We start from the raw sequence: 24073 nt of genomic DNA, 5'->3' as shown, positions 1-24073 counted from the left end.
TGCGGCGGTGCGACGCAGACGCTTCCGGCAAGACACACGAGCAGGGCCCGGGCCACGGGGTCGGTCAGGTGAATCCTGACTCGTTGTGTCGGTGCTTCGGGCAAAATGGGCACATGGCAAAGTTGGACACCGCGTGGGCAATCGATGAGATTGACGGCTTCATCCGGGCGACGGACCAGGTCGCTTACGACAATCGTCCGGGTTCTGGAGTCGTGGTGTTCGGAACTCACATGCGAAGCTCGGAGACGGACGCATCGCAGCGCGCACACGTTGTCGAGCAGATTCTTGACCGCGTGCTGCCCCGCTGGCGCAAGGAGCGTCCCGTGAAGGACGAGGAGTTTGCCTGGCTTCGCGACCAGGCAGCTCGCGCGAAAGCGGCGTTGCACCGCGAGGCGGAACTTGCCGAGAAGCTCGGCGACAACGCCCCCGACATGGACGCTGCCAATTTGCATCCGTGGGCATGGGAGAACGGCAAGAGCTACTGGAGCAACGGTTTCTATCACCAAGCGGTGATGCAGGCGGCGCTCCGCGTCAACTCGGAGGCGCAGGTGAAGCTCGCGCGCGTCGACGTCTCCGAGACGGACCTGTTTAACCAAGCGTTCTCCCTTGATCCGCCGAAGGCGGGTATGCCGCGCTTTCGGCTCATGAAGGACGACGGCAGCAAGACCTACCAGAGCCTGCACCGGGGAGCGCGGTCCTTTGCAGAAGGCCTGTACGCAGCCATCCGCAACCCAGGAATGCACGTGCCACAAGACGGCGGCGAGGAGCAGCTCGCACTGGAGCAACTGGCGGCGTTCAGTCTCCTCGCCCGATGGATCCATCAGGCCGACGTGGAATCCGTCTGAACGGTGGCGCCAATCCAGCGACTGCGAACGGTCGGGTCTTACGCGATCGTCGTCGCCCGTCTGCAGGGCGCTGACGCGACGGAGTTGCCCGCCAGCGCGATCCAGAACGCAGTGCGAGGGAAGATGGGGTCATGACGCGTTGGGTAGAGATCAACAGCGGCAATCCGGTTTATCGAATCCGAGACACCCGGGTGGTCGACATCAACAGCGGCAACCCGGTCTACCGGATTCGAGGAGACAGGGTGGTGGATATCAACAGCGGCAACCTGGTCTATCGAATCCGAGACACCCGGGTGGTCGACATCAACAGCGGCAACCCGGTCTACCGGATCCGCGAGTAGTCGAATGCCTGCTCATCGGCATGAGTTGAACGTCCGGATGGCCACGCTGACGCGGTGCGACGGCTTCTCGGCCGTGATCGGTACGCCGCGGTTGAAGGACGCGGCGACCTCAAGGTTGTGGCTCGGTCGCCCGGCAAGCGGCTGTGTGACGCAGCTTCGCGGTCGCTTGAGCCGGTTCAAGCGTGCGCCGGCTGTTCAATGACTGGACCGGGGTGCAAGGCGCGCGGCTAGCGAGGCCGCGCGATGGCTTCCTGGACCAGCGGGGTGATGTCCGCTGCCGGGTTACGCCAGTCTGCTCGGCCAGGGTGGGTTACCTGGATGACGTTCACGCCGCCCGTGCCGGCATACGCACGACTGGTCCATCCGCGACGGTTCTGTTCGACGAAGGTTCCCCATGGCTCGTCGAAGGCGCCGAGCTTTACCCGCACGTAGTCAGCGACGCGTGCTCCGAAGCAGACGACCACGCGGACCTCCAGCTCTTCGATGACCGCCTGGTGGACCGGCCAGCAGGCATCGGCGAGCATGTTGAGTTCGTCCTCAATGTGGACGGCCTGGCGGCTGCGGGGGAAGACCAGGTTGCCTGATGGGATCTCGCCGGGATCGAGGCCGAGCCGGTCGAGGAGGTGCAGCACGCGCGGCTGGAGTCCCCAGGTGCCGGGTTTCGCCCCTGGTCCCCACGGTTCGTCGCGGTAGCGCGACCAGTTGTCTGGCTCGTCGCGCAGGGCAACTTCGAGGTGATGTTCGATCGTGCCGCCGATGAGGTCGGCGTCGCCGCCAGGGTTGAGGCCCAGGAGGTAGAGCGGCGATGGGCTGCTATAGGCGTCGCGACCTGAGTAGAACACGACGCCGGAGCGCGTGGCGACCTCGCGCGGGACTAGGGCGGCGAAGCGTTCGATCGACGGCCGTGACGCACCGCCGTCGATCTCGGCGCCAGGGCCGTTAGTGCTCGACATGGTCCTCACAGTAGGGGTCGCTGGATCGTCGATTGTGCAGGCTGAGCATCAGAGCTAGTCCCGCTGGGCGACCACGCTTGGCCGCTCTGGCGGCGGATCGAAGCACCTGGCTGAGGTGCCGGATGGTGGCGATTGGACACATAAGCCACGCTGGCGTTGGGCCGCGCCCTCGTTGTGGCGGCTGGGGTCATGCAGGCGGCGCGCCGAGCGGTCTGAACAATGATTCGCGCGCCCAAGCCTGAATCGCCTCACCGCTCGGCGCCGGGACCGCTTCGAGGGCTGGTCCACTAGGCGCAGCCTCTGGCCACAACGCCTCGAACCATGCACCCTCGTCTATGGCATCCCAGTGTCTGCGCACGAAGGCAGCCAGGTCGCGCCTGCGGGGACCATCAGCCACATGTCGGGCCAAGTACGCCAAGGCGTAGGCAACTTGGGATCTTCCGTGTGCCCGGCGCGCGCGTCGGAGGACCGAGCGCAGGTAACCGAGCGCTTGGCTCCACGCCTGGTCGTCGCCAGCTCCAGCGAGGCCGATGATGGCGTAGTTCTTTACGCTCGCGTCAGGCGCGGCCAACCCCTCCATGAGGTCTGGGGTGGCCAGAGCACCAGCTCGCTTCGCCAGTGCTAGGAGTGATGCGCAGCGCGTATCCCGTGTGCCGGGGCCTGTTGCCTGGATGGCGCGACGGAGAGCGGCATCCCCACGGGTCCCGGCCAGATCACCGAGGTGAGCGGCGATCAATGGCTTGGCAAAGACGAGGTCGCCAGATCCGTCGAGCATCTGTGCGAGGAGTTCGTCTGCGTGGGGATCGACGAAGGCGTCCTGTATCGCACGAGCACGATCGGCACTTCGTCGGCTGCGCGCCGCCGCGAGGGTGGCCCCGTGATTGCATGCGTCACTCACAGATGCAGCATGCCCGATCCCCGCGGCCAGCGGACACTCAACTCGGCAGGCGATTGCGCCCGGCATAGGCGGCGGAATGCCGCCTCACCTCTGCATGGGTGTCTCCACGGTGACGGTGTGGCTTGCAGGAGCCGAGAAGTCAGTCGCCGTCCTCGGTCAGGGTGGTGGAGGGAAGCCAGTCGGCGCCGAGGAGCTGGGCGACGCCGGTGAGGCCGGTGGTGTCGCCTCCCACCGTGTCAGAGGCGGCAGCGATCCGCTCGACCATCACCCTGCCGACCTGCTCCTCGACGGTGCCCTCGGCGTAGGCGATGTGCCAGGGCGAGAGCTGGTGGTCGCGGTGGGTGCGGCCGGTCACCTGCCGTCCCGCGATGCCTGAGAAGCGGGCCTGGTGGAAGACGCCGACCCGCGGCTCGCTGCTGGCCCGGCGACCGTCGGCGAGGGTTTCACCGGCGTGCAGGCTGATCGAGGCGACAGTGGTGAAGACGCAGACCTTCGCCTGTCCGGTCTGGAACCGGAGCCGCTGGGCCTCTGCGTCGAACCGGTCGCGACCGTAGATCGTGGCGACTTCGAGGCCGGAGTCACGCAGTCGGTCGGCGATCGGGTCGGCGGCGGTCGCGACGAACTCGACCGAGCACGCCACCTGTCGCTCGGCCTCGACCTGCTGGACGATCCAGGCGACCGTGGAGTCGACGCGGATCAGCCCGGCCTTCTGTCGGAAGCGCAGCAGCGCTGCCCGCCCCTTTGCGACATTGCGGCCACGCCGGGCGATGTCCATCTCGCGGCAGAACTCTCCCCATTCGGCCTCGTACGCCGTCCGCTCCGACGGCGTGAGTGCCACCGGCATGCCGGAGATCGGCACCGGTCCCCATGGTGCCGCGCGGTGCAGCATCGCGGGCGGTCGCTCGTCCTCGAGCCAGCCGCGTACGAGCTTGAGGTCGGCGGCGCGCCGCGCCGGATCGGCGGTCCAGGTTGCGCCGTAGCGTCCCCGCTCGACCCCGATCCCGTTGCGCTCGAGCGCGGTGGCGAACGTGGCGCCGGGCTGGGTCGCCGAGGTCCACTCCTGCATCGGCTCGCCGAGGACCTGCGCATAGGCCGGGGCGAGGTAGGGCAGGTCGAGCGGCGTGTGCCCGGGCGTCGCGGTCGTCGCGATGACGAAGGGGGCTTTGTCGTGCGGCCGCCCGTGGCCCGAGATCCGCGCCCAGAGCTTCCACCGCTTCGTCGTCGTACGTCGCAGCGCGTGCGCCTCGTCCGCGATGATCACGTCCCACGCGTGATCCTTGACCTTCTCCAGGCGGTCCCACGTGATCACGACCCATTCGAGACCGCCGTCGCCAAGCGCGGCGATCGTGCGGCACCAGTGGCCGATCGTGATCGCGGCAGGGCGGTCGGCCACGACCAGCACCCGTCGCGCACCGCGGAGGTCGCCCACCGCTGTCGCCCCGAGGACCGCGGAGATCGTCTTGCCCACGCCGGGCTCGTCGGCCAGCAGGAACTGCCGTCCGCCTGCCGCAGCACGCGCCGCGATAGCGTCAGCAGCCTCGTACTGGATCTGCCGCGGCTCGAGCGCTTCGGTCGGCTCGAGGCTCCGTGTCGGCATGTCGGGAGTGAGGGTGCTCTCGATGAACCGACCGAGCGTGTACGGACGCGGCGCGTACGGCGCGAGGTGCGCCGGCAGCGCGCGCCCGACGTACAGGTGGGTCTTGACTCCCGGGTGCCACGCGGCGCCTTCGACCTGGGTGCCGTAAGGAACGTCGAGCACCCACAGCCGCTCGCCCGGACCGACGGCGGGCAGCGGCCGGTTCGGTTGCCGCGTCCCGCTACGGCGCGTACGCCCGCCGCGGCGGCGAGCACTGGATCGGCGAGGACTGGCCACCCCTCGACGCTATCGGGGTCTCCTCCATGTGCAGAGATGGCTCGCCCACGTCGGTCGGCGAGTCGACCCGCTGCTCACCTTCGGCGGCGGGGGTTGTTCGTACGCGCGGTGGCTGGTGCGCTGCGGGGATCCTCCGGCCAGGCGTGCTTGGGATAGCGCCCGCGCAGATCAGCACGAACGCCGGGGTAGCCGTTGTCCCAGAAGGACTCCAGGTCTGCAGTGACGGCTGCCGGGCGTCGCGCGGGGGAGAGCAGATGCAGCAGGAGCGGGACCCGGCCGTCCGCGAGGGCCGGCGCTGCGGTCCAGCCGAAGACCTCTTGGATGCGCACAGCGAGCACCGGTTGTTCGGCGGAGTAGTCGATCCGCACGCTCGACCCACTGGGGACCTGAACTCGCTCGGGAGCCAGATCGTCGAGCCTGCCTGCCTGCGGCCACGGCACCATCGCCCGTAGCGCGGCAGCCACGTCGACGCGACGAAGATCCTGGGCCGAGCGAACCCGCGCCAGCTGGGGACCGAGCCACGACTGGAGGTTCTGCGTCAGTGCCGCGTCGCTCACATCGGGCCACGGGTCACCGAGCGCACGGTGCAGGAAGTCGAGGCGGTCGCGCAGCGCCGTGGCCGCCTCCGACCAGGCGAAGAGAGCGATTCCCTCCCTCGCCACCGCCTCTCGGATCGCGTCGGCCACGGCCTGCGCGGGTGGATCGCTGAGCGGGACGGAGCGGAGTTCGATCGCGCCCAGCAGCGTACGTCGGCGCGCCAGCACCCGCCCTTCGGTCCAGGTGACCTCGTCCACCTCGGTCCACAGGGACCCGGCCGCCTCCAGCGCGAGGTCCTCGGTGAGCGGGGCCGCCGATCGGATCCGGGCTTCACGCTGCCCGGGCCGTCGCTCCGCGTCTCCGACCGCGAGCCACTCCATTCCGACCAAGGGCCCCGGGGCACGCGGATCGAGCGCCGCGCCCGTTCCGGACGTCATCAAGTAGCTCGAGGCACTCGAACGCTTGCGCGCAATCCGGTCCGGATGCGCCAGGGCCACCACCAGCCCCACCGCCACGTCATCGGTGAGTGCTCGGGCTGCCTGGGAATGGTCCGACGCGTTGCTCCGTCCGCCCGTGGTGCCCTGCTTCTCGACGATCGTCTCCAGGCGGGTGGCCTGGCTGCGCCACGAGCCCGCACGCTGGTTGCCACGGAGCGACCGGAGCGCGGCAACCAGGTCGCCGCCGGGAGCGAGTACGTCCTCGCTCAGCATCGCGACCACCTCTGAGGCGCGCTTGGCTCCGACGAGACCAGCCCCGTCGATGAGGGCACGCGCCAGCCTGGGGTCGGTCGGCACGCCGGCGATGACCCGGCCTCGCGGGGTGGCTCTCCCATCCTCGGTCATCGCCCCCAGATCCACCAGCACCTCCTCGGCTGACGACAATGCATGCGCCGGTGGCTGGTCGAGCAGCGCCAGATCGCGCACGTCGAGACTGCCCCAGCACGCCACCTCCAGGGCGAAGGCCGTCAGATCGGCGGTGGCGATCTCGGGCTCCGGGTGAGCGGCCAGATGCGCGTGCTCCGCCTCGGACCAGCAACGCAGCACGGCCCCCGGCCCCAGCCGTCCGGCCCGACCTGCCCGCTGCTCGGCCGCTGCCCGGCTCACCGCGACGGTGACCAGAGAAGCCAGTCCGCGACGGTGGTCAGTGCGCGGCTCGCGCGAGAATCCGGCATCCACCACGACACGTACCCCAGGTACGGTCAGCGACGACTCGGCGACCGCGGTCGAGACGATCACTCGTCGACGCGGGCCCTCGCTGAGCGCACGATCCTGCTCGGCGCCGGACAGCCGTCCGTGCAGGGCGTGCACGTCCGCGTCCACGCCGGCTAGGCGATGTACGGTCGCCTCGACCTCCGCGACACCCGGCACGAAGACCAGGACGTCACCCTCGTGCTCTATGAGCGCACGACGTACGGTCGCTGCGACGTGGTCGTGGAAGCTTGGGGTGATGCCCCGCTCGTCGGTGCGGCGTACCCCCGCAGGCAGCGGGCACCAGACCGCCTCGACCGGGTGCAGAGCACCCGGGACGCGGATCACCGGAGCGGACTCGACCCCACCGAGCAGGGCGGCGGTCCGTTCGGCCTCGATGGTGGCCGACATCGCCACCAGGGACAGGTCGTCACGCAGGTGGGCTCGGACGTCGATGAGCAGCGCCAAGGTCAGGTCGGCGTCGAGGTGGCGCTCGTGCACTTCGTCGAGCACGACAGCCCCGACGCCGACCAGTTCGGGATCGTGCTGGATCCGCCGGAGCAGCAGGCCGGTCGTGACGATCTCGACACGTGTACGTCGACTGGTGCGTCGGTCTCCGCGCACGGAGTATCCGACCGTCTCGCCAACCGGTTCGCCCAGCAGGTGTGCCAGCCGACGGGCAGCAGCACGGGCTGCGATGCGGCTGGGCTGCGTGACGACGACCCGTCCGGCGACCACCTCGGCGACCGCGGGCGGGACCAAGGTCGTCTTGCCGGTGCCTGGCGGTGCATGGACCACCGCGGCTCCGTGGGCACGAAGCGCCTCGTCGAGAGCGGCCAAGCCGGCGGTGACCGGGAGATCGGGCGGCGCGGCGAGCAGACTGCGCAGGGGGTCGGACACTCCTGCAGTGTGCCTGACGTGCCTCGGCCGGCGTCGCGTCGGCGCCCAGGGCTGTCACCACGACGACGCCCGGGCAGAACGAGCTCATCGTCTGACGCATCGAATCGGGGGTGGCGATCTGGGACTGGTGGATGTGGGGAGCAGTGCTGAAGGGTCATGTGTCTCAGGCCCGTCGTGCCCTAGCCGGTCACTGTCCGGTGTCCGCAGTGCTCCTGCCGATCGGTGCGGCATCGGCCACTTGCACTTCCGTCCAGCACCGCCTCAAGTCTCGACACGGTTGGTGCGCCCCACTGGCGGCGGAAGGACGCGCACGCATTCAGCGTCGAGTCGTATCTGGCGAAGTTGTCCCGCCATGGCGTGCGCCGGGGTCAGGTGCGCTGACCTGCCGAGACTCAGCCGACCTGGCGCGTGGTTCCAATGAGACGTCAACCTAGCTCGCGGGCAACTTGTTCGCTTGAGTCGCTAAGAACGAAGGGATTCGATCATCGTTTAGCACCCCACGCAAGAAGGCTGGCCGCCAACCATTTTCATCGGATTCCTCTACCTCCTCTCGGAGTCGAACTGAGAGTTCCGCTCGAGCTGCCTCGTCATCGATGGCGCCGGAAACCCTCCTCCTAATGTGCGCGGGCAGGATACCCCAGTATCGGCGGGCGCTTTCTCTCCATTCATCACCAAGAACTTGCGACAAATGAAACTCAACAGTCGTTCGCCTCGCATGAGGAATTGTGGGAAGCGGGACGGGCAAGAGGGTCACGGCTGTCAAGTCGTAGCCAAATGCGACCTGCCATAGGGGTTGCGAGGCCCAATCGTCGTAGTACGGATGAATCAGCCGCTCTGAGGGAACAGTCCCCGAATGCCCAACGCCTTTCTCGTCACTGTTGCAGATCGTACAGGCAGGGACCAGATTCTCACGTAGAATCGAGAATTCTGGATATTCTGCTTTAGGTAGGGCGTGATCCAAAGATCTGCCACCTGAAGAACCGCACATTGGGCAACTCGAAAAGCCGCCGGGCGGCCGTCGAATGCGAGCGATGGGGCCATTCTTGCGACGGCTATCGTAGAGCTTCCTCAGCTCTGTTCCTTCGGTTTCAGTAAAGTTGGCCGGCTTCACGACCCAGGGATTTCCTTGGCCGTTTCTGTAGGCTGAAGCAGCGGCCAGCCACCGCGAGCGGAAGCCATTCCACCCCTGCTTATTGCATTGGCGAGTTATCACGTCGTCACCCGCGCCTGGCGGGAATGGTAAGTGTTTCACTCTTCTCGGCGTTCTGACAAGATTTGTGCGAGGTACGAGAGAGTCTCGGCGTTAAGATCATCTTGGAAACGCTGTCGAAAGGCCTCGACAGACGGGTCCAGCGTAGATTCCATCCACTGGTCCAGAAGGCTTTGATAGCGATGCTTTAGCGCAAGGTCTCCGAAGACAAACTGGGAAATCGTGTCTATGCTTGCACCAAATGTCTGTAGGCCGGGGGGTTCAATCGTAACCTCGCTAGGATTGGTAGTTCGGATAATCCGAACCCTCCGTGCGGGCACTTCGCGGACCACGTATGCAGAATGGCTAGCTATCAATGCAACCGAACTTGCCGAGCCCAAGAGTCGGTCAAGCATCGACATGAATTGTGACACATATCGCGGATGCAGATGAGTTTCTGGTTCATCAAACAGTAACAGCGACCCTGGTCGCACCGAACCAGCAGCCTGCACGGCGAAACGCACCAAAGCCTGCTCGCCACTACTCAGGTCTCGCACCCGTCCCGATGCATCGATAACTTTGGGCTCGGCGTTCGAAATCATTCTTGCTTGGAGGCGGAGGCGGCGCTGCTCGCCCGAGATTGAGAAGAACGGCAGATATCTGGAACCGTTGTGGACGGTAGGGGTGGGCAAGTGAGGGGCCTCCTCGTCGGGGTCGTCCTTGACTTCGACATGAAGGTGACTCTTGACGCCAAGAGGTTCCAGAACCTCGTCTAGGAGATCCACTCGTTTCATGCCTGCCAGGTCCTCATCAGCAGCATCCATCCGGACACAATCGATAAACGACTGCGCTAAGGTGTCCGCGCCGGTCGCCGGTCCTCCAGCCATTCGGTGAAATCTATAATCCACACCCCGCCACGGTGGAAGTTGAGAGGGATAGGAGTCTGAGGCGGCCGACGAAAAGACCACGAGTCTTGAGAATATGGGTTTGGGGTCGAACGTCGCCGTGTCATCGGACGCCGCGTCACCATCCCAAGTTTGCCTTTCTTGGAGACCCTCGATTAGTGCCTGAAAGAGTCGGGTCTTCCCAACCCCGTTCTCGCCAACCAGCACGAGCGATCGCCTCGAGAGTGGAAAGTCAACGCCAAAATCGGCGTCGAGTACGTGGTCGCCAGGCATCCCCGCAAGGCTCGCTCTGACTTCAAAAGACTGGGCCGAATCTTCGACATCGTGCGATAAAATTGGGCTGAGGTAGCGGGCGCCCTGTCGTACGGCTACCCAAGTGTCAGCGTTGCGAAGTACTCCTTCGGTAAAATTGACAGTTTCTGCTAGGCCAATTGTCGGGCTATCCACCCCCTCTAGTCTGGTAACGACGATATCGTGCAACGATCGCAAGGAAGCAAACGCGTTGCCGAATCCTATTCGCTCGACTATCGTCTTGTAGCTCGTGAGGTCCGCAAGTGCAGAGACGAATATCTCGTCTAGAATCTCAATGTTCACGTGCCCGCGATCGCGCAGGAGCGTCTGCACCTTGGTGTCAGTGCGCAACTCATCGGCAAACATTAGTTTCATTGCTAGCGGAGCGTATTCTTCTTCAAATCCAACGAAATGCAGATGGGCATTGAAGTTCTTGGAAAAGTCGTTCCAGGTGCCTCCATCTGCAACCGCGGCAAGTACCAACTGCCCATCTGGCCTCGGGATCTGTGCTTCGCTTCGAGCTAGAACGATGCGAATTGCAGTCTCGGCCGGATTGCTCGCCACGGTGGATCAGTTTCCCATCTGTCACGGCGACGCCCTTGCTCGCGTAACCCAATTGCTCGTCAGGCTATCCTGACGACTCGCGACTTACAGGTTCCGGGGCCGTAAATCGCCCTCCTTGAGACGCGGCCTGCGTGTGACAGCGAGGGTTAGTAGGCCCGTGCGCAGCATAGTGGGCGTAGCTGATGTGCTCATGATGCTGAGTGGTCAGACGCCGGCGACGTAGGCAGTGAGGAAGTGGACTCCGTGGCTGTCGAGGTTCCCGCGGGCGCGGTCGTAGTGTTCGGTGGTTCTGGGGTCTGCGTGCCGGGCCAGGATCTGGGCATCGCGGAGCGGGACACCTGCGTCGAGGGCGTTGGTGATCGCTGCGTGCCGTAACGAGTGTGGGCTGATGTGCCGAGGGATTCCGGCAGCCTTTGCGGCCCGTGTGACCGTCCGGTACGCGTCGCGTCGGTCGATCGACTTGCCTGACGTGGGTCGCAAGATGAGTCGTTCGGTGGTCCGTTCGCCGCGGCAGGCATCCAGAACGCGGAGGACGGGGACGGTGATCGGCATGGTCGTGGGCTTGTCGCCCTTGCCGACCAGGTGGAGCACGCGGTGGCCCCGCAGTGTCTCGGTGTAGTCCTCGATCCGGACTGCTGCTGCTTCGGAGGCACGTAGCGCGTTGACGCCCAACAGGTAGGCCAGGGCACCGTGGTGGACGGTGATGGTCTGGGCGAGCTGAAGGAAGCGGATCAGTTCGAGCCGGTCGAGGCGTGGGTTCGGGATTCGTCTGTGTGCACCTTGGGCAGCCGTGCGTAGACGGCGGGATCGGCCGGGATCAGTCTGTCGATGTGGGCGAACCGGAAGCAGCCACGGAGTCCGTGCATCATCGTGTTGATCGAGGACGCCATGAGACCGGCCTCGCCCAGGTTGCGGATGTAGAGCTTCACGTGGGCACGTTGGATCCCGATCAGCGGATCCAGCCCGTTCGTCTGGTACCACGTGAACCAGCGGCACAGCTGGTAGGAGTACAGCTCGTGGGTATGACCCGAGTAGTGGGCCAGGAGCGAGACCGCGGCCATCTCTGCGGTCGTCATCGATAGTGGCTGGGACGGCGGCAGCTTCGATGCGGTGGACATGCGACACCTCACGCGACGACCCAAGCGAGGCCAGGCCATGCTCGCCGCCAACACGGCGAGGCACTCGGACAGATCAACGCTGACGACGTCAGGACCAGCGCCGCTGGCGGCGTTAAGACGCGCTGCGGACTCGGACCCGACATGGCCTCCCTCGAGGATCTCTGCGACGCTAATGTTCAATCTGATACCGGCTGGCGCTGTGGCGCAGGGGATGGTGCTCAGTCTTTGGGCGAGCCGGTCTGGGATACAGGAGTCAGGGCATGAATAGTTCCGGCGCTATCGTCAGCCTTGAGCGATTCTGGGTCGCCTCTGGCGAGGCCTACGAGCTGACACAGGACGGCTGGCTGGCCGAGCCCTCCGATGGCACGTTCTACTCGATCAACGCTCGCATAACCTCCACGCGCGATCTTGCTCGTACTCGATGTCTTGTGCTGTTGGGGGAGCCCGGCATCGGCAAGACCAGTGCGCTCAATGAGGGTCGGGACTTCCGGCCCGATCTGAGCGTTCCGGTACAGCATTTCGACCTGGGTTCCTTCAGCAGCGAGGAGCGGCTGGTGAGCCGTGTCTTCGAGAGCGCCGAACTCGCGGTGTGGAGAAAGGGGCGCGGCGAGCTGTGCCTGAGCCTTGACGGCTTCGACGAGGCATATAGCCGCGTCGAGACCCTGCCACGCCTTCTCGTCGACTTTCTCAACCAATGTGACTGCTCTCGGCTATACCTGCGGGTCGCATGCCGAACCGCGAACTGGCCAGCATTCCTGCGGGAGGCGCTGGAGGTGGGGTTTGGCGAGGACAGCGTCCGCGTCCAGGAGCTGCTGCCGCTGCGACGCGACGACGCAGCAACGCTCCTTCGAGCAGCCGGCGTCGATCCGATCGACGTCTTGACCGCGGTCGAAGCCGCCCGTGTAGTGCCCCTAGCTGCGCGACCGTTGACGCTGAACCTGCTGCGAGCCGCGATCGACCCCGCCGGCGGATTCCCGCAAAGCGCCTCAGAGCTGTACGACAAGGGCCTTCTGGCGCTAGCCGATGAGATGAATCCGATCCGGCATGGCACAGGCTTCGCCGCCGGCAGCGCCGCCGAACGGCTCAGGGTCGCATCGCGAATTGCGGCGATCTCGATCTTCGGGGGCCGTCCGTCGATCTGGATCGGCCACATCGCTGAGGCTGAGGACGCGACGATCACCGTCGATGAGTGCCTGCCAACGGATTTCGTCGCACAGGCGCACGCGACCTCCTCGGAAGTCGTTGATGCAACGCTGCGAACGGGCCTGTTCACGGGCAACGGCGAGTCTCGGCTGGGGTGGGCACATGCAACGTTCGCTGACTACCTGACCGTGCGGTGGATGCTTGCAAGCTCGCTCGACGACCAGCAGATCGAGTCTCTGCTGTTCGCCGAGGACGGGCAGATGTATCCGCGAGTACGGCAGGTCGCCACGTGGTTGGTCGCGATGGCGCCGACTCGGTTCCGCTCCTTCATCACCCGCGACCCCCAGGCGTTTCTTCAGAACGCAGACATCCCCGAGGAATCGCTGAGGGCTGAGCTGGTCGACGCGCTCTTCGCAGCGGCGCGCGCTGGCACGTTCTATGACGAGTACAACCTCGACTTGACCGGACTCGGCCATGCGGGCCTGGCGGCCCAGGTTCGTCAAGCGCTCGCGGACCAAAGTGACGATGCCAGACGGCTCGCGCTGCGCATCGCACGCCAATGCCTACTCACTGAACTTGTCCCCGACCTGACCGCCCTCGCGTTGAACCCGACGGCCGAGGTGAGCCTGCGGGTGTCGGCAGCGCTCGATGTGCGCGACCTCTCCGAGAAGAGCCCGAGCACTGCGCTGGTCGGTCTGCTCAAACCGTCGGGAACAAGTCGCGCGGAGAGCCCCATTCACCATGAGCTCGAGGGCGCAGCATTATTGGCGTCCTGGCCGCATGCCATCACCACTGCAGAAGTCTTCGCAATGCTCAGCCCCCGTCATCCCCGCAACTTTATCGGCATGTACTCCACGTTCGTACGCCACTTCGCCGCGGAGTTGACAGACGCAGACCTCGCCCCCGCTTGCGATTGGGTCCTCTCAAACCCTGACAGGCTCAACGACAGCCGGTTCGCGGCCCTGGTCGACGCCGTCACTCGCTTGTGCATCAGCCATCTCGAGGACCCGCACGCTCGCCAAGCGCTGCGACACGTGGCGTTTCAACGCGCCGAGGACTACGAGCCGCTCTTCAGCGAGCGCGCGCTCGACCCGGCCCCAGAACTGAACGACGATCAGCGACGAGGAGTGGCGCTCGTGCTCCTGGCCGAGGCAACCAAGGAACAGACCTGGGCCATGAGCGACCACCTATCGAATCACGGACTACGTCTGCTCTCGGAGGCCGATCTTGAATGGCTCATCGAGCAATATCGATACGCCGACGGGACCCTTCGCACCAACATCGCCACCGCGCTGCACTACCTGTACCGCCCCGATCTTGTGGCACACAGCGACGTGGTGCTGGGCCTGTCGGATAACGACCCAGCGGCGGAAATCTTCAGCTCATGGCGCGCCGTAGTGCTGCTCGCCTCACCGGAAGCGGCGCAGGCACGTGCTCAGTGGGCTCAGTGGGCCGATCGCCGAAGGAAGCGAGAGGAGCGGAGGGCAACCGAGGCGAAGGACGCCTGGGTCAACCCAAAGATCGCCGCGCTCGCGCAGAGTGCCGTCGGCGGCGACGTCGAAGCGTACTGGTACGCAGTGCGCCTGGTGACTGTGCGACCTGGCACGCAGCGGTTCATGGACGAGTTCCAGCCCGACCTCACCGAGCATCCTCGGTGGAAGACCCTCCCCGCGACCACTCATGCCGACCTCGTTGCGGCGTCGGTTAAGTACCTGCGCGACGGGCGGTGCGAACCTGATCGCTGGTTGACCAAGGACGTCATGTTCCACCCCGCGCGGGCGGGCTACCGCGCCCTGGTACTCCTGCTCCGAGAACGACCCGCCGCGCTAGCGGCTCTCCCGTCCGCCATCTGGCAGGAATGGGCTCCGATCATCATCGACTGGACTGTCACGGTTAACGGCGCCAAGCCCGACGACAAGACCACCCTGATCGAACTGGCAGCCGAGCACGCCCGCCCCGAGATGGTCTCGACTCTCCTCGCGCTCATCGACCGTGACATCGCCGAGCAGAAGCACGTCTTCGCAAGAACCGAGTTGGCCGCGCTCATGTCGGAAGACCTTGCCAGCGAGCTGGTCTCAAGGCTGGACGAGGCAACAGCCAAGGAAACCCGAGACAGCCTGCTCGACGCCCTCCTCGCAGGCGGCTGGATCAGTCTGGTCGAACCCGTGCTGCTCCGCTGGATCGGCGACACGGAGCGGATCGGTGACTCCGATCGCGCGGCAGAAGCAGCCATGACGCTGCTCCAGCACGCGCCCACGGCCGGATGGCCACGCCTGCGAACGCTGCTGGAGACCGATCCGGAGTTCATCAAGAAGGCCTTCCTCACGAACCGTTTCGTCTACGACCGCAAGGTGCCCGACCTAGATGACGCCAGCCTTGGCGACCTGTATCTCCGCCTCCGTGAGCTCTTCCCTCCCACAGAGGACCCACAGTTCGACGACGTTCACGGGGTCGGCCCGCGCGAGGCTCTTGCAAACTGGCGTGACGCGCTGCTCGAAGGACTCCGACTCAAAGGCACGGCCAGCGCTGTTCAAGCCATCCAGGCACTCTGCGACGCCCTGCCGGAGGAGACTTGGTTGAAGCGAGTCCTGATCGACGCCAAGCGGATTCTCCGTGATCAGTCCTGGCAGCCGCTCAGCCCGCAAGAGCTTGATCAACTTACAGCTAGTCAATCGGTGCGACTGGTCCGCACGGACGCTGACCTTCAGAACGCCGCCCTCTTGGCCCTGGAAGGCATCCAGGCCCGCCTGCAGGGCGACACCCCATCAGCGCCACTCCTATGGGATACACACGCGGCGCGACCCAAGACCGAAGAGGAGATCTCCGACTACCTGGCCATCGAACTGAATGACAGGCTCGGCCATGCAGGTGCGGTCGTCAACCGCGAGGTCCAGGTCCGTCGTATCAGGCCGTCTGGGCTGCCTGAACGTACCGACCTCCGCTTCGAAGCCATCCCTACAGATGTCGCACGAGAGGGGACGGCCTCAGTGAAGATTCCGGGTGAGGTGAAAGGAACCTGGAACGCCGGGGTAATCGACTCGGTCAGCAGCCAGCTCGTAGGGCGCTACATGGCTGACTTCCAAACCGAATACGGCATCTACATCGTCGTTTGGTTCGACCAGGAACCTTGGGCTGACAGATCTGATCGGCGTCGGAACGCCGCTGCTCGCTTCGCTGGCATCGACGATCTACGTGCTCAATTAGGTGGCGCCGCTGCGGCGGCGGGAGGAAAGGTTGCCGTCGTTGTCCTCAACGCTTCGATCCGACGAGGGGCCTGAGAATTCGACCGGACGGACGTCGCGGATGGCCGCGTCGGCCGTCGCTTGGTACCGGGCGTCACCGAGGCGGCGTCCGACCGTGTTCGCCGTTGGTCATCCCCAGGACGACGGTGAAATTGGGCATGGCGTCACTCTCGTCGCACGTGATCGGGGATGTCCCGGGGCACGGTCGTGGATGCTCGAACACTGAAACTGATCCAAGTGGTTGCTCAGAGTCTGACCCGCACCTGAGGGAGAGCGGAAGCTCTTCGTGTTTCGATGGTGGTGGCGTGTTGGCTCGCTCCCACACGTCACGAACGTCGTCGCAGTGATCCGCCCGCGTCAAACTGGGCGGTATGTCTCGCCCTGCCCGAGCACGATCGCGGCGAGGCAGCACTTCAGCCGTCAAACCCTTCGACCAACTCAGCTGGGGCGGCGGCCAGCCATGCGTCGACCAATAGGTCGCGGAGGTCGCGTGGGTCGATGGCGCTGAGCTCGATGAGCACGGCGGGGTAGTTGTTGAAGTGCTCGATGGTGAAGACGCCGTCGATGCCGGCGGCGAGGATGCCTTCTTTCTCGTGCAGGTCGGCGGTGTTGACGGCGAGGATCGGCGGGGCCGGCGGTGTCTGGTCGCCGAAGCGTTTGAGGTCGGCCTTGCTGAACGGGCGCAGCCAAGCGATGCTCTTGCCGCGTACGGACCAGGTCGGGTGTCCGTAGCGCTCGCCCTCGGTCACCTCGGGCAGTTCGCCGATGATCCGGGCGAGGTCTTCGAGGGTTGCCATCTTCGGAGCGTAGCTCTTGGTTCTGCTGGTTTGAACCGGATCGACCGAGTGGGTGAGTAAGGTCCCTGACGTGACGTCGATGATCGACTCGATCGCATCCCGGCTGCTGCGGACGCGCGCCGTCGTACGTGCTCCGATCTGGCTCTATCGACACCACGCCGGGTGGCTCTTCGGGTCCCGGATGCTGATGCTCGAGCACGTTGGCCGCCGATCGGGGGCGCCGCGGTACGTGTGTCTCGAGGTCGTCGAGCGGCCGAGCGCGGACGAGATCGTGGTGGTGAGCGGCTTCGGCACCGGCGCGCAGTGGTATCAGAACCTTCGTGCCGAGCCTGCCTGTCGCGTCAGCATCGGGGCGCGGTACAGCGTCGCGGCGCGGGCGCGCTTCCTCACGGATGAGGAGTCCGCTGCCGCGCTGGGTCGCTACCAGCAGGCGCACCCGAAGGCCTGGCAGCGTCTGCGCGGCGCGATCGAGGCGGCGGTCGGTCACGAGGTCGAGGGACTGCCGATGGTGAACCTGAAGCTCGAAGGAGACTGAGATGCGTCGCAGGTGGCTCTGGTTGCTGAAGAACTCGCTCAACCGGGTGACGAGCCGGGTGGCCCGCTCGGGGCACGGGCCGTTCTCGCTCGTGCGTCACGTCGGGCGGAAGTCGGGGAAGACGTACGAGACGCCGATCATGGTCGCGCGGGTGCCGGAAGGGTTCATCGCGGAGCTGACCTACGGCGAGGACGTCAACTGGTATCGCAACATCGTCGCCGCCGGTGGCTGTGAGCTGCTGGTCGACGGCCACTGGCATCAGGTGTCCGCGATCGAGCCCTATCCGTCCGAGGCCGGCCGGAACGCCTTCGGCTATCCGGCCAAGCTGGTTCTGCAGGTGCTGCGGCGGCACGAGTTCAGGCTGCTGCGTACGGCCTGATGGGCCATCGACACAGGATGGGCTGCGATCGCGATCCGTCGTTCGGGCGCCGCTGCTGTCGCCCTCACCAGCCGTCGATGGAGACCTCGGTGCCGCCGTTGAGGTATTGATGGAGGGCGCTGGCGGTTGTGTCGACGAACTCGGTGGGGATGGAGTCGGTCTCCACCCAGCGGACCTGGGCGTGCTTGCGTGGCTCGCGATTCTCTGGCTCGCCGTCCCACTCATGGGCGACGAACACGACAGTGAGAAAGCCGTTGGGTGCCTCGACCCCCCAGGCGCTGTGGATGATGTGTGCGACCTTGAGGTGCTCGGGCTTCACGGTGAGCCCCGTTTCCTCGTAGAGCTCGCGTACGGCGGTCTGGGTGATCGGCTCGCCGGGGTCGCTCTTGCCTACGGGAATGTCCCACATTCCTTGGGCGAACTTGGCGTTCGCGCTTCGCTGGAGGAGGACCACACGGTTGGTGGCCGTGTCGTGGACGATGACGCCGGCAACCAGAAGGGTCATCGACTCGAGTGCTGGCTTGAGGGCCTTGGGCTGAGTGTCGGACTGCTGGGTCACGGGGATTTCCAATCGTCAGTTGGTCTTGTGCATGTTAGGCGAGCGCTTCGCGTGCACGGCGGGCGAGATCAGCGGCGCCGGGGACGCGACGCCGTTGGTAGATCGCGAGTGTCGAGCGGATCGACGTGATCGCCTTGCGAGTTCGGTCGGAGGTCATTCCCTCCATGAGGACAAGGGCTTCTGTCCACGCGGCGACAGCCTCATCGGCCCTGGCCTGGGCGGCAAGGCTGTCGCCGAGGTCGGCATGGGTAAGGGCGTGGACTCGCTTGTACTTGTCGGGGTCCCAGCGAGTCAGTGCATCTCGGTGCTGTTGCTCCGTTCCAACGTGGTCGGCGAGATCCGTCAAGGTGCGTGCGGTGTGGCTGGCAACGGTTCCAGCAGCCGGTCCGCTGACTCTGGAGTAGCTGGGTTGGTGGTCGTCAATCCGTAGGAGAGCATCCTCGGCCGCGAGCAGGGCGCGAGCAGCCGACGGGCTTTCATCTGTGGCGGCGTAGGCGCGTGCGTGAGTGATGTGGAGGAGGGCCTGGGTCTGCCCGTCGACGTGTCCTTGGCTGCGCTGCAGCGCGCCTTCGATCAGGTCGACACAGTGATGGGGCTGTTTGAGGCTGAGTGCCTGGTGGGCGAGGGCGCGCATCATCCAGGCAGCGTGGCCGTGAGGGTCGGCTTCGCAGGCGAGTTGGTAGCCGACCTGGTAGTAGCGCTGAGCGGCCCCTTCTTGGCCGAGATCGTGGTGTTTCCAGCCCGCAAGGTAAGCGAGCTCGGCGACAGCGCCGAAGGCTGCCCTACGTAGAGCTTCGTTGGCGTAGCGGCCGCGCAGCATCGGGGCAGCAGTGTCGGCGAGGTATGCCGTGACGGTGGTGAGGCCGTGTCCTCCACCGAGACGTTCGTCGGCGGCGCTGAAGACTGTGGTGATCTGCCGAACGACGTCTACGTCCTCGGCGCCGACTCGTGACACGCCACTACGTGCCCGGAGCATCCGAGCGGTGGCCTCGTGGTCGTGATCTAGCGGCATCGCAACGCCAGCTGTAGTGAAGGCGGCGATGGCGAGGAAACGTCGGCGTTCGACGTCTGCGCGTCCGAGGTCAGTGATCGCCAAGACCGGGTCGGACTCCAGTGGAAGGTCGGTATCTCCGGGGTGGAGGCCGATCTCAGTTTGAGTGACCGGTCGGCGCGCGCGGCGAGACAGCGCCTCCGCGAGGTAAAGACCCACACGGCCCGAGGGAGTGCGAGTGCCGTTGACCCAGTGCGAGATGGCGGACTTGTTGGTCTGGAGGATCTCGCCGTTCTCGGCAGCGATGCGTCGTACGTCCCTGGCGAGGGAGTCGAAGGTGCAGCCGACGGTGTCGATGACTTCGCGCAGCCGGAAATTGGGGTCTCTTTGCGTCGCCACGCAGATTCTCCGTTCCCGAGTTGTAAACCGCGTACACCGCTTGACCTGCGCTACACCGTACCCACCGGGAGTGATCAGCGGTTGACTTATCAGCAGCCGCCCTCGATGCAATCTCGAGACCAGGTCCCTTGCTTCGGCTGGGTGGCACGTCGAAGTTCCGTACGCCCACCTTCGGGCGGGCACATACCTGTGCCCGAACCCGGCCGATCAGAGACGGAGAAACCCATGACCATCATTGACACCGAGATCATCACGGTCGAGCTGCCCACCGCGTTCGACCCGCGCTGGAACCGCCTGCCGGGCATTAGCGTCGAGGGGCGCGTCCTCGCCATCGACCCTGCCGAGTACTTCTTCCGCTTCGAGACCAACACCTGGCTCGTCTCCGACTGGGAACTCGTCAGGTCCGAGCTCCTCGATGTGGACGAGACGTCCGAGAGTGCGGTCGAGCAGCTGGCACTCGACTTCATCAAGGACCACAGCGATTCCACCTCGGACGCGGCCCGCGTGCTGGCCACCGCACACGAGGTCTACACCTACCTCTTCCGCAAGGAGCACCTCGCGACGCTCGGTCTGCCCCAGATCACCACCGATCACCTGCGGATGCTCCGCGAGGCCGCCACCCTCATGGCCCTGAACAAGGTCGAGCTGGACGGGCACATCTCCAACGTCGGCCCCTGCTGGTTCTTCCCCGCCGCCACCTCGGTCGTCTTCGACCTCGACGACGAGATGGGCGGTCTGCTCGACGAGGTCTACCACGGAGGCTGGTTCAACGAGCACCGCCGCATCGAGTCGATCAAGGCTCACGCTGCGCTCGGTGGCCGGCTCGTGCACGGCTGCCAGTCCGTGCCGGATCAGTCCGGCGGCGTCGTCGCGCCGTACGGTGCATCGATGGCGACCTTCCGAGACGACCTGGCTGCGTTCAAGGAGGGCTGGATCGAACAGGTCTACGCCCACCGAGTGAGTCCTACCGCCTAACGACCCCGATCAGGCATCCGGGGCGGGCGGACCTGCGCCGTCCGTCCTGGATGCCACCACCTTCCTGGAGCCTCCCATGACTGTGAACCCCAGCGCCGAGCTTCTCGACCACCTGCTCACTGAGATTGGTCAGGCGGCCGCCACGCGTGACCCGGTGCGAGTCTGGTCAATGTCGGGTGTCGAGCGTGTGACCCTGCCCGATGCGTCCACCCTCATCTTCAAGTACGCCAAACGCCCGTTCGAGCGGGAAGACGAAGCCCTGCGTCTCGCCGGAACTCTGGGGGTCCCAGTCCCACAGGTCTACGCCTCGGCGGTCATGCACGGCTGGCTCGGCATGCTCATGGAAGACCTCGGCTCATCCATCCGAGAGGCCGCAGACCGGGACGGCGTCACCGCGTCAGTGAGGCTTCACGGAGCCCCTGTGGCTCGAACCCTGCCGGTGCTCGATCAGGAGCGGCTGAGCACGCTGCCGACACGCTCGCTGGAACATCTCGCGCAGTTGCGGAGTGCCCTCCGATGGCAAGACGCCGACGATGTCGAGGATGCGCTCACCAAGATCGCACGAGCGGCCCGGGCTCGCTCGGCCGGAGCCATGATGGCCCCTTTCGGATGGGTTCACTCCGAGTTCCACCACACCAGCGTTCACATCGGAGAGCACGAGTCCTGGCGGCTGCTCGACTTCGCTCGCGCCTTCACCGGGCCTGGCCTGATTGACCTCGCTAGCTGGCACGGCACCATCGAACCACCGAACCCGGAGCGCCTGCGCGAGTTTCTGGAGCAGTACGTCGTCGCAGGTGGCACTGCTGATGCCCTCGGGCGGCGAGGTGGCCTCGCAGCCGAGACGTGGGCCCTTGGTTGGCACCGGATGTGGGCCGTCGAGTGGTTCATGGAGCAGTCTGTGCGCTGGGTTGACGACCCGGACACCGATCCCGTGTACCTCAAGGTTGTCCGTCGCCATCTTGCCGACGTCGTGGATCTCCTGGAGATATGACATGCCCACCCAGGCCTCCGCCTGGCACGCTCATGCCACCCAGCGGATCGCTGCCGGAACCGCTGGTCCGCGTTCCGTGCCTACCCACATGGAGTGGTGCACGAAGCCTGGTCACGGACCCGGAGCCGACCTGCTCGGCACCGATCTGGGTGGCAACCGGATCCTGGAGTTGGGCTGCGGCCCCGGCCACAACGCTGCCCATCTCGCGGTGCATCAAGAGGCGAGAGTAACCGGCGTCGATCTGGTCCGCCTCCAGATTCTTCGCGCTCGAAGTCACTACGGGCCCCTGCGCAACCTCGACTTCGTCGCTGGCCATGCTCTGCCCTACCTGAACGCCTCGGAGGAGCAGTTCGACGCCATCTACTCCGTCTTCGGAGCCATCGGCCTCGTTGCTCCCCAACTCGTACTCCCGGCCATCGCTGAACGCCTCGCGCCTGGCCGAGTGCTCGCCTTCTCCGTGCCCCACCCGCGTCGCGGCGGCCGAAGCACCGCCAATGACGACAAGCCCAGGCGTGACCACGTCACATTGCCCGATCGCACCCGCCTCTCGATCGCCCGCTGGGAACTCACTGCAGACCGCTGGACGAAGCACCTCGACCAAACAGGCTTCCGGCTTACCTCGACCGAAGAGCACTACGACTCTGGCGTGTGTCGCTGGCCCACAACTCTGCTGATTCGCGCTCACAAGCTCTAGCCGCCACTCGTCACCGCCCTCCTTGGAGAAACCGATGCCTCCGCCGTACCTGCTCCTCGACATCGATGGTGTTCTCATCCCGTTTCCGCGAGCCGATGATCTGACACCTGCCACCCACGTCCACCACGACGTGGTCCCCGCCGGGCGTAGTGCCGACAACCCGGTCACGGTTTGGCTGGACCCAACCCACGGTCCGATGCTCTCGGAACTGTTCTGCACTGGTCTGGTCGTCCCCGCGTGGTGCACCAGTTGGCGAGAAGACGCCTCCAATCTCATCGGGCCACTCCTCGGCCTCTCGCCGATGCCATACATTGACCTGCCGCAACTTCCGATCACCACCAGCCATCCCAACGGATACCTCTGGAAGCGTGACTATGTCGACAACTGGCTGGCCGATGCCCCCGCAGTGTGGATCGATGACGACTTCAGCAGTCTCGATCAGGAGTGGGCAGCAGAACGAACCACACGTGGAGCGGCGACCCTGCTCGTACAGCCCGAACCGCATGTCGGTTTGCAGCCCGAGCACTTGGCCGAGGTCATGGCCTGGGTCCGGGCCACCGACACCCGAGTCGCGTGACCAGGGGTCCTGGACGGCCGCGGCACACTGATTCGCGGTCAGGTGAGCATCCAGCAAGGGAGGAGATCCTCGACCATGCTGCGCGCTCGTTCGCCGATCGCGGCTACTCCGACACATCGACTCGAGCGATCGCGGAGGCCTGCGGGATCCGCCAGGCCAGCCTCTACTACTACTTCGATGGGAAGCCCGCCATCCTTGCCGAGTTGTTGCACCGGTCTGTGCGGCCCAGCCTCGACAAGGTCGAGAAGATCGAGATCGAGTGTCCGGCCGAGGTCCCCGAGGCGGCGCTCTACCTGCTGGCGCTGGTCGATGTGGAGACCCTCGCGACGGTGCCGCACAACATCGGCAAGCTCTACCGGATGCCTGATGTCAGGAGCAGCGAGGTCTTCGAGGAGGTCGAGCCTGCGCTGCAGGAGCTGACTGCTGCGTACGGCCGGTTGGGCGCCAAAGTCGTCAGCGGTCCTGTCGCTGCGACGGTGGGCGTGGAGCAGCTGGGTGGGCTGCTGGTTCAGGCGGTCGAGGTGGTGATCCGGATCCGGTCGGGCGGCGAAGAGATCACCGGCGCCCATGGGCAGGCGATCGCGGCGACCTGTCTGCGGATCTGCGGCGCTCCGGAGGAGAGGATCGCTCGCGCGGTGGCCGTGGCCGACGCGATCAGGGGTTGGGGTCGAGGTGGGGGAAGTTGCGGTTGAGGGCCCAGTCGATCCGTACGCGCTGGCTGCGGTCCATCTGGAGGCTGGGGACCATCTCGGGATAGAGCCACTCGGCGTGGGTGTTCTCGGCAGACGGGGTGGGCTCGCCGGCGAGGTAGCGGCCGGCGTAGATGATGCTGAACTCCTGGCGTACCTCGCCGTTGGCGGGGTATTCGATGCGATGCCGGGGGTCGGTCCAGATCCCGACCAGGCCGATCACCTCGGTGGTGATGCCGGTTTCCTTGAGCGTCCCGCGGACCGCGCAGGCGGTGAGTGACTCGCCCGGATCCATCGCGCCGCCGGGCATCGTCCAGTTGCCGGTGTCGTCGCGGCGGACCAGCAGGATCCGCCCCGGGTCGTCGAGTACGAAGACGCCGGCGCTCGGCCTGATGGTGTTCACCTCGGGCGCCGAGGGATCGTTGTGCCAGTCGACTCGTTGGCCCGTGCTGCTCACCTCAGGGGAGCGAGGGCGCGGCGGATATACAGACGCGTCTAGTG

20 protein-coding genes and 1 pseudogene are annotated in these 24073 nt (G+C 65.7%); 11 read left to right on the top strand and 10 right to left on the bottom strand.

Annotated features, from left to right (window positions below; all coding sequences use genetic code 11):
• Window positions 1-113 precede the first annotated feature (113 nt).
• A complete protein-coding gene (locus ACFU7D_RS01950) occupies window positions 114-845 on the top strand; it encodes a TIGR02391 family protein (RefSeq protein WP_378862593.1) in 732 nt (243 codons plus the stop codon).
• 131 nt (window positions 846-976) lie between these two features.
• A complete protein-coding gene (locus tag ACFU7D_RS01945) occupies window positions 977-1186 on the top strand; it encodes a hypothetical protein (RefSeq protein WP_378862590.1) in 210 nt (69 codons plus the stop codon).
• Between the two features lie 227 nt (window positions 1187-1413).
• On the opposite strand, the gene ACFU7D_RS01940 is transcribed toward ACFU7D_RS01945, so the two are convergent.
• The 6 genes from ACFU7D_RS01940 to ACFU7D_RS01915 all read right to left on the bottom strand — a co-directional run bounded on the left by ACFU7D_RS01940 (window position 1414) and on the right by ACFU7D_RS01915 (window position 11601).
• Window positions 1414-2139 carry a hypothetical protein gene (locus ACFU7D_RS01940; RefSeq protein ID WP_378862587.1) on the bottom strand — a complete coding sequence of 242 codons (726 nt, stop codon included), beginning with the start codon at window positions 2137-2139 and terminating at the stop codon, window positions 1414-1416.
• 1037 nt (window positions 2140-3176) lie between these two features.
• Window positions 3177-4910, bottom strand: a complete 1734-nt coding sequence (locus ACFU7D_RS01935) for a helicase (RefSeq protein ID WP_378862585.1) — start codon at window positions 4908-4910, stop codon at window positions 3177-3179.
• 74 nt (window positions 4911-4984) lie between these two features.
• Window positions 4985-7534: an ATP-dependent helicase HrpB gene (gene hrpB, locus ACFU7D_RS01930; protein ID WP_378862582.1), complete on the bottom strand. Its 2550-nt coding sequence runs from the start codon at window positions 7532-7534 to the stop codon at window positions 4985-4987.
• 1248 nt (window positions 7535-8782) lie between these two features.
• Complete coding sequence (locus ACFU7D_RS01925; protein WP_378862579.1) at window positions 8783-10483, bottom strand: AAA family ATPase; 1701 nt, start codon at window positions 10481-10483, stop codon at window positions 8783-8785.
• 204 nt (window positions 10484-10687) lie between these two features.
• Window positions 10688-11188 carry a tyrosine-type recombinase/integrase gene (locus ACFU7D_RS01920; protein WP_378862677.1) on the bottom strand — a complete coding sequence of 167 codons (501 nt, stop codon included), beginning with the start codon at window positions 11186-11188 and terminating at the stop codon, window positions 10688-10690.
• Window positions 11189-11214: 26 nt separating this feature from the next.
• Window positions 11215-11601 carry a site-specific integrase gene (locus ACFU7D_RS01915; protein ID WP_378862576.1) on the bottom strand — a complete coding sequence of 129 codons (387 nt, stop codon included), beginning with the start codon at window positions 11599-11601 and terminating at the stop codon, window positions 11215-11217.
• A 260-nt stretch (window positions 11602-11861) separates the two neighbouring features.
• Here ACFU7D_RS01915 and ACFU7D_RS01910 point away from each other — a divergent pair, with 260 nt between their 5' ends.
• On the top strand, window positions 11862-16022 hold the full coding sequence (locus ACFU7D_RS01910; RefSeq protein WP_378862567.1) for an NACHT domain-containing protein: 4161 nt from the start codon (window positions 11862-11864) through the stop codon (window positions 16020-16022).
• Between the two features lie 377 nt (window positions 16023-16399).
• Here the strand turns inward: ACFU7D_RS01910 and ACFU7D_RS01905 are convergent, their stop codons facing one another.
• On the bottom strand, window positions 16400-16783 hold the full coding sequence (locus ACFU7D_RS01905) for an MmcQ/YjbR family DNA-binding protein (protein WP_378862564.1): 384 nt from the start codon (window positions 16781-16783) through the stop codon (window positions 16400-16402).
• Between the two features lie 79 nt (window positions 16784-16862).
• Between ACFU7D_RS01905 and ACFU7D_RS01900 the strand changes: the two genes are divergently transcribed.
• Both ACFU7D_RS01900 and ACFU7D_RS01895 read left to right on the top strand, forming a co-directional pair.
• Complete coding sequence (locus ACFU7D_RS01900; protein ID WP_378862674.1) at window positions 16863-17318, top strand: nitroreductase family deazaflavin-dependent oxidoreductase; 456 nt, start codon at window positions 16863-16865, stop codon at window positions 17316-17318.
• A 1-nt stretch (window position 17319) separates the two neighbouring features.
• Window positions 17320-17697, top strand: coding sequence for a nitroreductase family deazaflavin-dependent oxidoreductase (locus tag ACFU7D_RS01895; protein ID WP_378862561.1), 378 nt, complete (start codon window positions 17320-17322; stop codon window positions 17695-17697).
• A gap of 64 nt (window positions 17698-17761) precedes the next feature.
• Here ACFU7D_RS01895 and ACFU7D_RS01890 read toward each other — a convergent pair whose 3' ends face one another.
• Window positions 17762-18256: an NUDIX domain-containing protein gene (locus ACFU7D_RS01890; protein WP_378862558.1), complete on the bottom strand. Its 495-nt coding sequence runs from the start codon at window positions 18254-18256 to the stop codon at window positions 17762-17764.
• Between the two features lie 34 nt (window positions 18257-18290).
• Window positions 18291-19646, bottom strand: a complete 1356-nt coding sequence (locus ACFU7D_RS01885) for a hypothetical protein (protein ID WP_378862556.1) — start codon at window positions 19644-19646, stop codon at window positions 18291-18293.
• Between the two features lie 225 nt (window positions 19647-19871).
• On the opposite strand from ACFU7D_RS01885, the gene ACFU7D_RS01880 reads away from it, so the two are divergent.
• From ACFU7D_RS01880 to ACFU7D_RS01855, 6 genes and pseudogenes are all read left to right on the top strand, one after another.
• Window positions 19872-20621 (top strand): hypothetical protein, encoded by a 750-nt coding sequence (locus ACFU7D_RS01880; RefSeq protein WP_378862553.1) that lies wholly within the window; start codon window positions 19872-19874, stop codon window positions 20619-20621.
• Between the two features lie 76 nt (window positions 20622-20697).
• Window positions 20698-21612 (top strand): hypothetical protein, encoded by a 915-nt coding sequence (locus ACFU7D_RS01875; protein WP_378862550.1) that lies wholly within the window; start codon window positions 20698-20700, stop codon window positions 21610-21612.
• A 1-nt stretch (window position 21613) separates the two neighbouring features.
• Entirely contained in the window at window positions 21614-22306 is a 693-nt protein-coding gene (locus tag ACFU7D_RS01870) for a class I SAM-dependent methyltransferase (RefSeq protein ID WP_378862548.1), read from the top strand.
• 34 nt (window positions 22307-22340) lie between these two features.
• Window positions 22341-22883 carry an HAD domain-containing protein gene (locus tag ACFU7D_RS01865; RefSeq protein ID WP_378862545.1) on the top strand — a complete coding sequence of 181 codons (543 nt, stop codon included), beginning with the start codon at window positions 22341-22343 and terminating at the stop codon, window positions 22881-22883.
• Window positions 22880-23077, top strand: a pseudogene (locus ACFU7D_RS01860) (helix-turn-helix domain-containing protein); the annotation flags it as partial. The gene ACFU7D_RS01865 and the pseudogene ACFU7D_RS01860, both read left to right, overlap by 4 nt.
• A gap of 9 nt (window positions 23078-23086) precedes the next feature.
• The gene (locus ACFU7D_RS01855; RefSeq protein WP_378862679.1) at window positions 23087-23575 is read left to right on the top strand and encodes a TetR/AcrR family transcriptional regulator; all 489 of its coding nucleotides are present in this window, start codon (window positions 23087-23089) and stop codon (window positions 23573-23575) included.
• On the opposite strand, the gene ACFU7D_RS01850 is transcribed toward ACFU7D_RS01855, so the two are convergent.
• Window positions 23538-23975, bottom strand: coding sequence for an NUDIX domain-containing protein (locus tag ACFU7D_RS01850; RefSeq protein WP_378862542.1), 438 nt, complete (start codon window positions 23973-23975; stop codon window positions 23538-23540). The genes ACFU7D_RS01855 and ACFU7D_RS01850 overlap by 38 nt on opposite strands.
• Between the last annotated feature and the right edge of the window lie 98 nt (window positions 23976-24073).

Source organism: Nocardioides sp. NPDC057577 (assembly GCF_042801335.1).
GTDB lineage: Bacteria > Actinomycetota > Actinomycetes > Propionibacteriales > Nocardioidaceae > Nocardioides.
This window is presented reverse-complemented; position numbering and strand designations above follow the sequence as displayed.

Bases quoted from the DNA above. Each gene is read 5' to 3' on its own strand.
- ACFU7D_RS01950 (WP_378862593.1), top strand. From the start codon at position 114: ATGGCAAAGTTGGACACCGCGTGGGCAATCGATGAGATTGACGGCTTC.
- ACFU7D_RS01945 (WP_378862590.1), top strand. From the start codon at position 977: ATGACGCGTTGGGTAGAGATCAACAGCGGCAATCCGGTTTATCGAATC.
- ACFU7D_RS01940 (WP_378862587.1), bottom strand. From the start codon at position 2,139: ATGTCGAGCACTAACGGCCCTGGCGCCGAGATCGACGGCGGTGCGTCA.
- ACFU7D_RS01915 (WP_378862576.1), bottom strand. From the start codon at position 11,601: ATGTCCACCGCATCGAAGCTGCCGCCGTCCCAGCCACTATCGATGACG.
- ACFU7D_RS01910 (WP_378862567.1), top strand. From the start codon at position 11,862: ATGAATAGTTCCGGCGCTATCGTCAGCCTTGAGCGATTCTGGGTCGCC.
- ACFU7D_RS01905 (WP_378862564.1), bottom strand. From the start codon at position 16,783: ATGGCAACCCTCGAAGACCTCGCCCGGATCATCGGCGAACTGCCCGAG.
- ACFU7D_RS01900 (WP_378862674.1), top strand. From the start codon at position 16,863: ATGATCGACTCGATCGCATCCCGGCTGCTGCGGACGCGCGCCGTCGTA.
- ACFU7D_RS01895 (WP_378862561.1), top strand. From the start codon at position 17,320: ATGCGTCGCAGGTGGCTCTGGTTGCTGAAGAACTCGCTCAACCGGGTG.
- ACFU7D_RS01880 (WP_378862553.1), top strand. From the start codon at position 19,872: ATGACCATCATTGACACCGAGATCATCACGGTCGAGCTGCCCACCGCG.
- ACFU7D_RS01875 (WP_378862550.1), top strand. From the start codon at position 20,698: ATGACTGTGAACCCCAGCGCCGAGCTTCTCGACCACCTGCTCACTGAG.
- ACFU7D_RS01870 (WP_378862548.1), top strand. From the start codon at position 21,614: ATGCCCACCCAGGCCTCCGCCTGGCACGCTCATGCCACCCAGCGGATC.
- ACFU7D_RS01865 (WP_378862545.1), top strand. From the start codon at position 22,341: ATGCCTCCGCCGTACCTGCTCCTCGACATCGATGGTGTTCTCATCCCG.